Source organism: Fibrobacterota bacterium, assembly GCA_019509785.1.
Classification (GTDB): Bacteria; Fibrobacterota; Fibrobacteria; order UBA11236; family UBA11236; genus Chersky-265.
The window spans coordinates 56,677-69,363 of record JAEKLQ010000029.1 but is presented as its reverse complement, the minus strand read 5'-3'; the positions used below and the strand labels follow the sequence as shown (position 1 = coordinate 69,363).

12 protein-coding genes and 1 other RNA gene are annotated in these 12,687 nt (G+C 61.9%); 5 read left to right on the top strand and 8 right to left on the bottom strand.

Going from position 1 to position 12,687, the window contains the following annotated elements; genetic code table 11:
* From purH to ybgF, 6 genes are read right to left on the bottom strand one after another with little or no spacing between them, the layout of a single operon-like run.
* Entirely contained in the window at nt 1-1,650 is a 1,650-nt protein-coding gene (purH, locus tag JF616_06910) for a bifunctional phosphoribosylaminoimidazolecarboxamide formyltransferase/IMP cyclohydrolase (GenBank protein ID MBW8887473.1), read from the bottom strand.
* Nucleotides 1,647-2,537 (bottom strand): phosphoribosylaminoimidazolesuccinocarboxamide synthase, encoded by an 891-nt coding sequence (locus tag JF616_06905; GenBank protein MBW8887472.1) that lies wholly within the window; start codon nt 2,535-2,537, stop codon nt 1,647-1,649. The genes purH and JF616_06905 overlap by 4 nt, the downstream gene beginning before the upstream one ends.
* 48 nt (nt 2,538-2,585) lie before the next feature.
* Nucleotides 2,586-3,569, bottom strand: a complete 984-nt coding sequence (locus tag JF616_06900; protein ID MBW8887471.1) for a hypothetical protein — start codon at nt 3,567-3,569, stop codon at nt 2,586-2,588.
* A 25-nt stretch (nt 3,570-3,594) separates the two neighbouring features.
* Nucleotides 3,595-4,182: a nicotinate (nicotinamide) nucleotide adenylyltransferase gene (gene nadD / locus JF616_06895; protein MBW8887470.1), complete on the bottom strand. Its 588-nt coding sequence runs from the start codon at nt 4,180-4,182 to the stop codon at nt 3,595-3,597.
* On the bottom strand, nt 4,179-5,018 hold the full coding sequence (bamD, locus tag JF616_06890) for an outer membrane protein assembly factor BamD (protein ID MBW8887469.1): 840 nt from the start codon (nt 5,016-5,018) through the stop codon (nt 4,179-4,181). The genes nadD and bamD overlap by 4 nt, the downstream gene beginning before the upstream one ends.
* Before the next feature lie 19 nt (nt 5,019-5,037).
* Nucleotides 5,038-5,829, bottom strand: a complete 792-nt coding sequence (gene ybgF, locus JF616_06885; protein ID MBW8887468.1) for a tol-pal system protein YbgF — start codon at nt 5,827-5,829, stop codon at nt 5,038-5,040.
* Nucleotides 5,830-6,016: 187 nt separating this feature from the next.
* Here ybgF and JF616_06880 point away from each other — a divergent pair, with 187 nt between their 5' ends.
* The 5 genes from JF616_06880 to ffs all read left to right on the top strand — a co-directional run bounded on the left by JF616_06880 (nt 6,017) and on the right by ffs (nt 10,979).
* Entirely contained in the window at nt 6,017-7,426 is a 1,410-nt protein-coding gene (locus tag JF616_06880) for an LptF/LptG family permease (GenBank protein MBW8887467.1), read from the top strand.
* Nucleotides 7,423-8,502 (top strand): LptF/LptG family permease, encoded by a 1,080-nt coding sequence (locus JF616_06875; protein MBW8887466.1) that lies wholly within the window; start codon nt 7,423-7,425, stop codon nt 8,500-8,502. Before JF616_06880 ends, JF616_06875 begins: the two co-directional genes overlap by 4 nt.
* Entirely contained in the window at nt 8,499-10,268 is a 1,770-nt protein-coding gene (locus JF616_06870; GenBank protein MBW8887465.1) for a diguanylate cyclase, read from the top strand. The genes JF616_06875 and JF616_06870 overlap by 4 nt, the downstream gene beginning before the upstream one ends.
* A gap of 67 nt (nt 10,269-10,335) precedes the next feature.
* Nucleotides 10,336-10,794, top strand: a complete 459-nt coding sequence (locus JF616_06865) for a nucleoside deaminase (GenBank protein ID MBW8887464.1) — start codon at nt 10,336-10,338, stop codon at nt 10,792-10,794.
* Nucleotides 10,795-10,881: 87 nt separating this feature from the next.
* Nucleotides 10,882-10,979, top strand: an RNA gene (gene ffs, locus JF616_06860) — signal recognition particle sRNA small type.
* Between the two features lie 70 nt (nt 10,980-11,049).
* On the opposite strand, the gene JF616_06855 is transcribed toward ffs, so the two are convergent.
* Both JF616_06855 and JF616_06850 read right to left on the bottom strand, forming a co-directional pair.
* Nucleotides 11,050-11,577, bottom strand: a complete 528-nt coding sequence (locus JF616_06855) for a peptide deformylase (GenBank protein MBW8887463.1) — start codon at nt 11,575-11,577, stop codon at nt 11,050-11,052.
* Nucleotides 11,578-11,633: 56 nt separating this feature from the next.
* The gene (locus tag JF616_06850) at nt 11,634-12,671 is read right to left on the bottom strand and encodes a dipeptide epimerase (protein MBW8887462.1); all 1,038 of its coding nucleotides are present in this window, start codon (nt 12,669-12,671) and stop codon (nt 11,634-11,636) included.
* Nucleotides 12,672-12,687: the final 16 nt, after the last annotated feature.

Sequence of the window (12,687 nt, the reverse complement as noted above, 5' to 3'; positions counted from 1 at the left end):
TTAGTGGCGGAAATGCCGGGTTCCCGTGAAGGTGAGGGAGACGCCCAGACGATCGGCGGTAGCGATGACGTCCGTGTCGCGCAGGGATCCCCCCGGCTGCACGATATGGAGGATCCCGCCTTCATGGGCGGCCACCACGTTATCATCGAAAGGGAAGAAGGCATCGGAAGCCATGACGCATTTGGCCAAGGCTTCCTTGACGTAAGCATCGGGCTCGCGGCCTAGGCGTTCGGCTTCGCGCTTCAGGTTTTCCCGGGCGCGCGGCTGGCACAATTTCAGGTTGGAATCGATCCGATTCGGCTGGCCGGGGCCCATGCCGACCAGGGTGTACCGGCCGGGCGCGTACTCGTGGCCGATCACGATGGCGTTCGACTTCACGTGCTTGCAGGCTTTCCAGGTGAAGAGGGCCAGCGCCTGCATGGATTCGGGCAGCTTCGACTTCGTGGGTTGCTCCCACTTGCGGTTCAGCTCCACGTCCCGATCCTGCACCAGCATTCCGCCCAGGATATGCTTGTACACCTTGCGATCGTGGGCGGGTTCCAGGCGGCCGATGTCCAGCAAGCGGATGTCCTTGCTTTTCTTCTGCAGGAAATCGAGGGCGTCGGGGGCGAAGCCGGGGGCGATCAAGAGTTCCACGAAACGGCCTTTCAGCTTTTCCGCGGTGGCGAGATCGACTGTGCGCGTTACCGCGATCACGGATCCGAATGCCGAAACCGGATCGCCTTCCCAGGCGGCCTCGAAGGCTTCCGCCAGGGTCTTTCCCGTGGCGTATCCGCACGGATTCATATGCTTGATGATGGTAACCGCCGGCTCGGCATGCAGTTCGCGGGCCGACTCCAGGGCCGCATCGGCGTCCACCAGGTTATTGTAGGAGAGTTCCTTACCGTGCAATTGGCGGGCCGAGCCGATATTTGGCTCCTTGCCGGTCCGCGCGTCCTTTTCCAGGAAGAACATGGCCTTCTGGTGGTCGTTCTCGCCGTAGCGCAGGGCCCGGCCTTCCACGAAGGACAACCGTAAGGAGGGCGATTTGGCCAAGGTCGCCGACAGGTATTCGTCGATGGCGGAATCGTAGTCGGCGGTGTGGCGGAAGACCTTGAGGGCCAGCGCCTCCCGCGTGGCGGGCGAGGTTTCCCCTTCCGCCTTGAGTTCGTTCAGGACCCGGGTATAATCGGCCGGGTCGCAGACCACGGTGACGAAGCGGTAGTTCTTGGCCGAGGAGCGGAGCATGGCCGGCCCCCCGATGTCGATGTTCTCGATGGCCTCTTCCAACTTCACGTCCGGCTTGGCCACGGTTTCGCGGAAGGGGTAGAGGTTCACCGCTACGATATCGATGGGCTCGATGCCGTTGGCCTGCATCTGCCGCTTATGCTCTTCGTTATCCCGCACACCCAAGAGCCCGCCGTGGATCTTAGGATGCAAGGTTTTCACCCGGCCGTCCAGGATCTCGGGGGAACCTGTGTAATCGGAAACGGCGACCACGGGAATCCCGTTTTCCTTCAGGAACTTCAGCGTCCCTCCGGTGCTCAGGATGCGAACGCCCAGGCCATGCAGGCCTTGGGCGAATTCCAGCAACCCGCTTTTATCGGAGACGCTGAGGAGGGCGGTCTTGCGGACGGCTTGTCGCCCCTCGTTGCGATCGGGACTGGTCACTCGAAATCCTTTCCGGTCAGAAGCTTAAATGCTTCCAGGTACTTGCGGCGCGTGTTGCGGACCACCTCCTCGGGCAATTCGGGCCCGGGATAGGTTTTCTTCCACGGCAATGAATTGAGGTACTCGCGTACGTACTGCTTATCGAAGCTGTCCTGCTCGCGCCCTTCGGCATAGGCGGCCGCGGGCCAGAAGCGGGAGGAGTCGGGCGTGAGCACCTCGTCGATGAGGATGGTCTTCCCGTCCACCACGCCGAATTCGAACTTGGTATCCGCCAAGATCACTCCGCGCTCCAAGGCATAGGCCCTGGCGCGCGCATAGATGCCAAGGGTCTTCTCCCGCAATTCGGCGGCGGCCTCCGCGCCGATCATCTTTTCCATCCTGGCGAAGTCGATGTTCTCGTCATGCCCGATATCGTTCTTGGCTGCGGGCGTGAAGAGGGGCGGGTCGAGGCGGCAGCTTTGCTTGAGGCCGGGCGGCAAGGCATGCCCGCAAACCTTGCCGGTGGCCAGGTAATCCTTCCATCCGGAACCGGTCAGGTATCCCCGGGCCACGCATTCGACGTCGAAGCGCTTGGCCTTCTTCACCAACATGAAGCGCCCGCGCAGGTATTCGTGATGACGCGCCAGGGCTGGTGGCAAGTCCTTCAGGTCCGCAGAGAGGAAATGGCTGGGGACGCCCAGGTAATTGAACCAGAACACCGAAAGTTGGGTGAGGATGGCGCCCTTGCCGGGAATGGGGGTGGGGAGCACCACGTCGAATGCGGACAACCGATCGGTCGCCACCATCAGCAGCTTATCGCCCAGATCGTAAACGTCCCGGACCTTGCCCCGCGCGAACAGCGGGATTTCGGTAATGGGCGGGGGAACGGCCGTGGCGGGGGAATTCATGCGACAAAAATAGCCCTACGGGGGAGGCACGTCAAAGCCGCATCCCGTTTAATGCGGAATAGGGTCCTTGCCTGGCGACGCAGGGGGGACGGCTACGGCAGGCGGAACCGTAGCCGCAGGCAGGACCGCTTGCGCGGGCTTTACCGTCGCGCTATCGGCGGGGACGCCGAAATGGTACCACAACGCCAGGCTGGCTTGGATGGAGGAACTTCCCCAGCTTACGCGACCCGCCGGAGGCGCGGAGCGCAGCAGATCGGACCAGTTGCGATTGGAGACGTAATCCTGCTTGACGTAACCGAGGGAACCGGCCACCAGCCACGGGCCTTTGAGCGCATGTTGCAGACCGAACAGCAACTCGAATCCGGAGCCGGCTGGATCGATTCGCGCCGGCGCGGATCCGTACTTCGTGTACAACTCGCTCCCGCCCAGGTTCCACAGCCACAAGAGTTGCGCGTAGAGCCCCAAACTCCCGTTCACGGACAACAAGGATGGCGGAAGGTAGAAGCGTAAGCCGGCCCCGCCCAAGGTGGATTGCACGGCGTACCATTGTTCTCCCGCGGCGGTATGGTTGGCATCCCGATGCCCTAAGATGGCGGTTTGCTTATACCAGGAGGCGCGCGCCATGGCCACGGCATCGAACCAGGGCCCGAGCGGATAAACCGCCTGGATCCCGATCGGAAAGGAGAGGTGGGCCTCCTCGTAAGATTGCAAGGGATCCAAGGAATCGGTTAGTTCCAAGTTGCTTAGATCCGCCTTGAAAACCTCTTTCGCGTCCAGGTCCGAGAATTCGGCGGCCGTCCAGATCGAGATGGCGGGATGCCTGCGGGTTAACTTGGCGGTTACGCTGTCGGCCCGGAATCCCGTATCCGTCTTCGGCTTTGCCGGGAACAGGGGAGACTGCCCGGCTTCGATCTTCCGGAAGGGATCGGCGGCGGCGGAATCGGTCCGGAAGGCCGGCAGGGAGTCGGCGCTTTGGGCGAAGGCGCGGATGGCCGCGACGGAGATGAGTGCGGCGATTATGGCGGTAGGCAAGGAAACCGGCGTCCTCCTGACCATGTTAGTGGGCCCTTCCTGCGGCGTAAAGACCGTGCTCGGCGATATAGCCGCGGATCTCCGGCAGCACTCCCGCGGCCTCGGCCGATACGCCACGGTCCAGCGCAGCGCGGATTTCGCTCGAGCTTTCCGGCAGGAGTTCCAGATCGAGCGCGTGCACCCCGGCAGGCAAAGCGCCGATGGAGGCTCCCTTCCTGGGATAAACGATCAAGCCGGTTTCCTTCAGCACTTCCTCCGGCTTGTGCCAGTTCGGGAAGATGGCCCAATTGTCCGCGCCGATCAGGAAGAACCAGTGATCGCCGGGACGGTGGTGACGGGCCTTAAGGGCGCGGATGGTGTTCAGGGAATAGCTGGGCTTCGGCAGGCCACCTTCGATGTCGGAAACCTCGTTCCCGGGCATGCCGGCGATGGCGAGGCGGCACATTTCCAATCGGTGGCGGAACGGGGTGCCAGGGGCGGCCTTATGGGGAGGGTCCTGCGCGGGAACCCAGTAGAGCCGGTCAATCGAAAAAGCGGATCCGGCGGCGCGGGCCAGGTGCCGATGGCCCTCGTGGGGAGGATCGAAGGAACCGCCGAAAATGCAATGGTTCACATGGCTTCCTGGCGCTTGCCTTGCTCCTGTTCCTCTTTTTTCTCGCGGGCCAATTTGGTGCGCGCCTTGTCCAAATCCTTGTAGGCCTGCTTCACCTTCTCGCGGAAAGGATCGTCTTTGGCGATGCCGTCGAACTTGGACAGATAGGACTCGGCCTCATCGAATTGGCCCATGCGGATATAGCATTCGGCCAACTTGAGGTTAACCTCGCGCTCGTTGACGCGGCCGCCGTATTCCTTGAGCACTTCCTTGTAGTAGATGGCGGCCGCCTGCGGCTCATCCATGCGGGAATAGAGGTGGGCGATCAGCATCTGCTTCTTGGCCAGGATGGATTTGAGGCTGTCGATCTGGCCGCGGGCGGAATCGGCCCGGGGGCTGTCGGGATATTCGTCGATGTAGTTCGACCAAGCGATGATGGCTTCCTGGGTCTTGGTCTGGTCCCGGGTGGGGCCTTCGACCTGCTTGGCCGACGCTTGCGCGATACGGTAACGCGCCAGTTCCCCGTATTTCTTCGAGTTCGGAAACTCCTTTACGAAGGAAGTGAACTCGGTTTCCGCTTCTTCCCATTCTTCCAGATGGATGTGGGATTCCCCCAAATCGAACAGGGCCTCTTCGGTGAACGGGGAGCCCGGGCAGGTGGTGACGATGTCGTTCAACGCATCCTTGGTGGTATTGTTGTATTTCCCCTTGGCGAGCTTGGGGGAAACCTTATCCCATTTTTCCTGGCAGCCTTCCTCCTTGGTCAGCTTTTTGGAGCAGCCGGAGAAGACCCACAAAGCGCATAGGGCGGCGGGGAAAATGATATGGACTGGCGCTTTGCGAGCGTGGAAAAGCATGGGGACCCCGATGGTCGGATTACTCTAATTTGGCCAGTTCTTCCTTGGCCCGTTCTACGTATTCGCTATCGGGGTACAAAGATACAACTTTTTTGAATTCCTCGGCCGCTTGCTTGCGGTCCCCGAGGCGCAGATAGCAGTAGCCCAGCTTGAGTTGCGCGTCGTCCGCCTTCTCGGTTTCGGGGAAGGTGAAGACCTTGCGGAAGGCGACGATGGCCTTGTTGAAATTGCCTTGGGCGAACATGCATTCGCCGATCCAGTAGTAACAATTGTCCGCATAGGTGCTGGACGGGAATTGCTTCAGGAGCGCCTCGAAACGGCCGACGGCGTTGGTATAATCCCGCCCGTAGTAGAGATCGAAAGCCTTCTTGTAGATGGCGGCTTCCACCTCGGTGGCCGGAGGCTTGCGGGGGGATGGTTTCGATCCCGCGGCGCCATGGGCCGGCTTGGTAGGCGCCGCTTTTCCGCTCGAGTCGCCTTTGGACGCGACCCGGTTCGCCGGGGTCTTTTCCGGAGCCGCATCGGCCGAATCCAGGGCGGTGGGCGCGAAGGTGGCGAGGGCTTTCTTGGGCGCCGGTCCCGCGGGACCCTTTGCCAGACGCTCTTCCAAGGAATGCAATTGTTCCGTCATCAGCGCCACCTGCTGGCCCAGTTCGTCCAGCTTGGCGGTGGGCAGATTGGAGAGCTCGTCGCCCAGGGAAGAGATGCGGCTGTCCAGTTCGCGGACCTTGGACTCCAGGCTTTGCAGATCGAGCTTGTTCTCTTGCGCCAGCTTGAGGGCCTCGTCCGAGTTTTCCTTGAGCTGGAGCACGTCGATTTCCGGGAGAGAGGGATCGCCGGTACGGAGCTTGGGCGCCGAAGCGCAGCCCGCCAGGCACGCCGCAAGCAGCGAGGCCGCGAGTATTGGCCTCGTCGGCCTCGCCGAGGGACGGGTCGATTTCCGTAAGTGGTTACGCGGCGCTGTCATGGCAGGTTAAGATGTAGTATATTCAACTGCCATGATCCTATCAAGGTATATCCTGAAGGAGCATATAGCCCCCTTCTTCTATTCCTTGTTCGTGATCACCTTCCTTTTCCTGGTGGACTTCCTGATCCGTATCCTCTCATCCATCCTCTCGAAGGGATTGGGATGGAGGGTGGTGCTGGAGATCATGGTCCTCAACCTGGCCTGGATGCTGGCCCTGTCCATCCCCATGGCGGTGCTGGTGGCCACCTTGATGGCCTTCGGGCGCTTCTCCTCGGATAACGAGGTCACGGCCATGAAATCCTTAGGGATATCCCCCTTCAAGGCCATGTTGCCCGTCATGCTGATCGCCATCGCGTTAGGCGTGGGGCTGGTGTACTTCAATAACGACGTGCTTCCCGAAGCCAACTTCCGCGCGGCGGCCTTGCGTAACGACATCAGCCGCAAGAAGCCCACGGCCCTGATCACGCCGCGTACCTTGATCCGCGATTTCGACAACTACCTGATATGGATCGACGAATTGGATCAGGCCAGCGGGAGGATTGGCGGGGTGCGCATTTACAGCATCGAGCCGGGGAAGCCGGTGCGCTACACCTTCGCCGATTCGGCCTACATGGAATACGCCAACGGCGGCAAGAGCATCGTCATCCACCTGTTGGGGGGCGAGAATCATTTCGTGGATCCGAAGGAAGCGGCCAATTACGTGCGGGTGGCCTTCAAGAGCCAGGACGTGGCCATCGATAACGTGGACGCGACCCTGGAACGGCATACGCGATCCTACCGCACCGATCGGGAAATGAAAATCCAGGACATGTACGCCATCGTGAAGGCGAGCGAGAGCCGCCTCAAGGCGCTCCGCCAGGAATACCGGCAGAAGATCTTCGACGAGCTGCATGCCATGGACATCGTGCTCGCGGCGGATACCGTGAAGGGCGTACCGCCTCGGCTGTTACAGGGGACCTGGTGGAAGGATGATCCGATCGGCACCTTGGCTTATGCGGAAGTGAAGCGGCAGGAAAAGGACAAGATGTACCTGATCGAACGCTACGAGCGCAGGGAAGACAACGAGCTAAAGGAAATCAGCCAATACATGGTGGAAATCCACAAGAAATTCTCGATCCCGGTGGCCTGCCTGGTTTTCGTATTCATCGGCGTTCCCCTCGGGATCATGGCCCGGCGCGGCGGAATCGGCACCGGAGTCGTCTATAGCGTCGCGTTCTACCTGATTTATTGGGTGTGCCTGTTGCGCGGCGAGGTGATGGCCGATCGCCTGCTGATTTCGCCCTGGGTGGCCATGTGGCTCCCCAACATACTGGTTGGACTGGGGGGATTGTTCCTGGTGGTCCGCATGTCGCGCGAGAATTACCTCAACAACGTCTCGCTATTGCAGAAGCTGGCGCGCTTGGTTTGGCGCAAGCGGGCCCGGCCCGGGGCCCCCGCGTGAAGATCTACGTCCGGCACGTCCTGGGAGGCTTCCTGGGGCTGCTCGCCTTATGCCTCATTTGCATCGTGGTCATCTTCGTGGTGATCGATTTCGTGGGCAACAGCAAGCTCTGGCTGGCCCGTCCCCCCAAGGAGGTCCTCGGCTATTACCTGGATTACCTCCCGCATATCCTCTATCTCATTTCCCCGATATCCATCTTGCTCGCATCGGTTTTCTCGATCGGGAACCTGGCGCGCAATCTGGAATTGGTGGCCCTGCGCGCCGCCGGCATCCCGGTCAGCCGCATCATCGGGCCCATCGTCCTTTTCGGAGCCCTTCTCAGCGCATTCATGTATTGGTTCGAAGACCGGGTCCTGCCGGACGCCAATCATCGCCGGTACGAGATCAGCGAGCCTAAGTCCCAGGACGGGGAGTCCGGAGGCGATCCCCTGGAGAAGTTCAACTACCTATACACCGCTTCGGACGGGCTGGTCTTGTACTTCGATTTCTACACGGGCCATAAGAATAGCGGGCAAGGCGTCACCGTCATTCGCCAGCCACGGCATGGGAAAATCCAGACCCGGATCGACGCGCGCGCCTTGGCCTGGGTGAAAGATCATTGGGTGCTGAAGGACGGGATGCGCCGCGATTTCAAGGACGGTAAGCTTACGGCCAAGGCCTTCGCGGAAACGCCCTTCCCCGAATTCAAGGACGCCCCCAAGGATTTATTGGACGACCGCTCCTACCCTGAAGAGATGGGATTGCAAGAACTGGATCGCCGCATCGCCATCCTCAAGCGCTCGGGCGAGAATCCGCGCGTGCTGGAAACCGAAAAGCTGTTCCGCTTCTCGTCCAGCCTGGTTTCCCTGTTCATGGCCCTGATCGGCGCGGCCATGTCGGTGAATACCCTGAAGACCGGCCTGGCCCGCAACTTCGGCATCGCCCTCCTGATCACCTTCCTTTACTACGTCGCCCTCCGGCTCGGCCTGGTCATGGGCGAGAATGGGACCCTGACCCCGATGGTCGGCGCCTGGTTAGGCAATCTGCTCTTCGCTCCGCTAGGCTTGATACTCTGGTGGAAGGCGGCCCGCGTGTGAGCGGGGTTTGGTTCCTCCTGGCCGGCCTCTTCGCGGGCCTCGGCTGCATGGGAGGCCAGTGGCGGATAGCCTTTTTGCCCGCCGTGGCCGGTCTGGTATTGGCGATCACTTCGCGTCCCGGAGGCCGTAGATCCGCCGCCCCCACGCGCAAAACCACGGTGGTCCCCCAGCAACGAACGGAAGAAGCGGGCGTGGAAGAGCGTCGGCAAGATACCACGCGCGCCTTCCTGAAAGGCGACCTTGCCATGGTAGGCGGCGAGGCGCAGGCGCGCGAGGCCCGCCGTCTCGCGTTGCGCGAGCTGGAGGATAACATCGACGCGACCTTGTTCGACGGGCTGGCCTTGCTCAAGCAAGCCATTCCCGGCGGCCATACCTATGCGGTGCTTTTCCCCGGCAAAGCCGATGGCCTTTACCTGCGCGTTTGGATCACGGATTCCGAGGCCGTCGTGGCGGGCGCGGCCATCGCCAGCCATCAGGGCCTGGTGGGGCAGCTTAACAAGGACGGCGTGCGTCGCGTGCTGGAAGGCGACATCGTCGCCGATTCGACCCAACTGCATTACTACTCGCAGGATGAAGGCGTGCGTTCCCTGGCCGGCGTGCCCATCCTGGTCAAAAGCGCGCGCCGAGGCGCCGTGATCGTGGACAGCCTGAAGGAGCATGCTTTCGGTCCGGAAGTAATCGAGAAGCTGGAGGCCTTCGCCAATCTGGCCGGGAACTTGGCCTATCACGCTTATATGGGTTTCGAGCATGCCTTCCACAAGGAGCAGTTGGCGGCCTTGACCAATTACCAACGCAAGTTCCTTGAGAACATGTCGGTGGCCAACATCGTCACCCACGTGCAGACCTATATGTCGGAATGCCTGGAGGGCGATCGTTTCCTGGTGGTGGAACGCGTCGCGCGCAATGGCGACGAGGCCCGCGTCGCGAGCTGCGCCGGGGCCGATGAGCAGGAATTATCAGGCTTCTCATTTTCCCTCGCCGACAAGGGGCTGGTTTCCCTGGTCTTCGAGAAGGAGCAGATCGTCAACCGCGTGTTCCCGCCTACGCCGCACGTGCCCCGCTTCAGCCCCAAGGAAAAGGCCTACGGGCGCATGGCAAGCCTGCTGGCGGTACCCGTCCCCACCGATCAAGGCATCGATATGGCGCTGGTGGTGGAGTCGGCCCGCGCGCGCCGCTTCTCGGAACACCAGCAGAACATGCTCTCCACCATCGCGCGCGCGGCCGGCTTCGCCCTCTCGCGGGCCCGCCTGTATCAGGAGAAGGAGCAGCTCGCCAGCCGCGACGGCCTTACCGGCGTGGAGAACCATCGCACCTTCCAAGAGCGATTCCTGGGGGAAATCCTGCGGGCCCAACGCTACGATCACCACCTGGCCGTGCTGATGATGGACATCGACCATTTCAAGAAGGTGAACGACACCTACGGCCATCCCATGGGCGATCAAGTGCTGAAGGAAGTCGCCCGCATCATCTCCCAGAACATCCGGGCCGGGACCGATCTGATGGCGCGCTACGGCGGCGAGGAATTCGTCTGCATGCTGGCCGATACGGACCGGGCCAGGGCGGGGGAGACCGCCGAGCGCATCCGCGAAAGCGTGGCGGCCAAGGTTTTCGAATCCGGGACGGTCCGCTTCCAGGTGACCATGAGCATCGGCGGCGCCATGTATCCCATCGATTCCCGGCATGGGCACGAAGTCCTGGAGAAGGCGGACAAGGCCTTGTACCGCGCCAAGGAAACCGGGCGCAACCGGTTGGTATTCTACAACTGAGGCGGGCCCGCCCGAACCCTATCGAACTGAAACGGCTATGCTAATCCCCGCGAACGACGAACATTACATGCGCCAAGCCCTCCGCGAGGCCCAGGCCGCCTATGACGAGGGCGAAGTGCCCATCGGTTGCGTGATCGTGAAAGAGGGGAAGGTCATCGGACGCGGGCATAACCGCATGGAAGGCCTCCAGGATTGCACCGCCCACGCGGAGATCCTGGCCCTGGGCGCGGCCAGCGGCGCCGTCCAGAACTGGCGGTTGGACGGCTGTACCTTATACGCCACCTTGGAACCCTGCCCCATGTGCGCCGGGGCCATCCTCAACGGGCGCATCTCGCGCGTCGTCTACGGTTCGAAAGACAAGCGCTTGGGGGCCTTGGGCTCCACGTATTCCATCCTCGAAGGCAATCCACTCAATCGGGTCGTGGAGGTGCAAGGCGAGGTGATGGCGGAGGAGTGCCTGGACCTGGTGCGCGCCTTTTTCCAGGATCTGCGCAAGCGGCCGAAGGCGATCGAGCCGGAGACTTAAGCCCCGCCCGGCCCCTAGCGCACGGTCGCCCGCTCCTTTACAAGCGCAACCCAAGACACCTATATTGTCCAATGCTCATCCTGGAAGGCCCGGACCTCACGCAATGTGTGAGAGCTGAACCCCGCCAGGACGAAAGTAGCAACGGTAGGCATCGAGCCCATGTGCCGTGCCAAAGTCCGAAGCCGACCGGGATGAGCACCTACTCCCCTTTAGCCGTTCTCCAGGGCCCGATTGCTTCCGGGAAATTCAAGCGAGTTAGCGCGGAACCTGGATCCCTGTCAGGGCGGTATACTCTTCCAAGGTAACCAACGAGTTACCCTGAGGCAGCCGCTCCGGATACAAGATGCCTTCCAGGTGATCGTACTCGTGTTGGAAGAGGCGCGCGAGGAAACCGGAGAACCGTTCCCGGCGCAGGCCGCCTTGCCGATCGATGAACTCCACGTCCACCTCGAGATGCCGCGGGACTTGGGCCCGGAATCCGGGCACGCTCAGGCAACCTTCCCATCCGGTTTCCATCTCATCCGATGCGCCCAGGATGACCGGATTTATGACGGCGAAGGGTTCGATCAAAGGCGCGTCGGGATAGCGGGGATTGGGCCGGGGAGCCATGATGAAAACCCGCGAGGAGACGCCGACCTGGGGCGCCGCGATGCCTACGCCCTGGTAATCCGAACCGGTGAGGGTAAGCTTATCGAGGAAGGCCTGGAATTCCGGATCGGCCAGATCCAGCACCTTGCCGGCCTTCAGGGTAAGACGTTCATCGCCGCGTTCCAATACCTGCATTCCCATAATATACGCACCGGCGCGGGGCTTATCAGCCGCTTATGGGGCGAACAGCTTCAGTCCGGCGGCCAAATCGGGGCACCCCCCAAGCCTGGCGTAGACGGGAGCCCGATCCGGCCCTTGTTCCAGGTTAGCCCTCGGCAAGGATCATCCCGTAACAGCCAACTCCCGTCCAGATCGGCATAGTCGGCGTCTTGCGCGGCCACGCAACCGGCCGCGATCAAAAGGCTGCTTTCCAGCATGCAACCGATCATCACCTTCAGGCCCAATTCGCGGCCGCGACGCACCATGCCTAAAGCCGGGGTGAGGCCCCCGCATTTGACCAGCTTGATGTTGAACCCCGAAAACCGTCCCGGCAGCCGTTCGATATCCCCCGGGAGGGCGCAGCTTTCGTCGGCTAGGATGGGTAGGGTGGAATTACGGAGAACGGATTCCATGCGATCGTCGTCCCCGGGAAGCAGCGGCTGTTCGATGAATTCCACGCCGAGGGCGGCCAGACGGGCGCTCGCGGCGGCGATGTCGATCCCCGCCCAGGCCCCGTTCGCGTCCACCCGCAAGGCCGCCGGGCTGCGCGTCCGGATGGCTTCCAGCAAGGAAGTATCCAGGCGGGCGTCCATCTTGACCTTGATGGCGGGAAAGTCCGTCAACTCGGCGATGCGGGAGGGCCATTCTTCCGGTTCGCAGATCCCCAAGGTGGCGGAAGTGGCTACCGGGTGCGCGTGTCGTCCCAGCGCGGCTTCGCAAACGCTCATGCCGCTCAGCTTGGCCCATAGATCCCAAAGCGCGACGTCGATCGCGCATAGGCACGCCCGCGAAGGCGAAAGCCGTGGTTCCAACTCCCCCCAGATGCGGGAAATGTCGGCAAGGCCCGTAAGGGTCTGGCGCCGGAAATAATCCGAGAGGCCCAATAGGGCCATTTGCACGTCGTGGGGGTCTTCGTGGAAGAACGAGTTCGGGGAGGCTTCGCCGTATCCGGTTACGTCGTCTTGGGTGAGGGAGAGGAAGACGTTGTCGACCTGGACCCGGCTGGCGCGGGAGATGCGGAAGACATGGCGCGGGTGGAGGGCTTTTCCGATCGGATAGATACGTATCATGTTTCCGCGTCCGCCG

Bases quoted from the DNA above. Each gene is read 5' to 3' on its own strand.
- JF616_06905 (MBW8887472.1), bottom strand. From the start codon at position 2,537: ATGAATTCCCCCGCCACGGCCGTTCCCCCGCCCATTACCGAAATCCCG.
- bamD (MBW8887469.1), bottom strand. From the start codon at position 5,018: ATGCTTTTCCACGCTCGCAAAGCGCCAGTCCATATCATTTTCCCCGCC.
- JF616_06880 (MBW8887467.1), top strand. From the start codon at position 6,017: ATGATCCTATCAAGGTATATCCTGAAGGAGCATATAGCCCCCTTCTTC.
- JF616_06865 (MBW8887464.1), top strand. From the start codon at position 10,336: ATGCGCCAAGCCCTCCGCGAGGCCCAGGCCGCCTATGACGAGGGCGAA.
- JF616_06855 (MBW8887463.1), bottom strand. From the start codon at position 11,577: ATGCAGGTATTGGAACGCGGCGATGAACGTCTTACCCTGAAGGCCGGC.
- JF616_06850 (MBW8887462.1), bottom strand. From the start codon at position 12,671: ATGATACGTATCTATCCGATCGGAAAAGCCCTCCACCCGCGCCATGTC.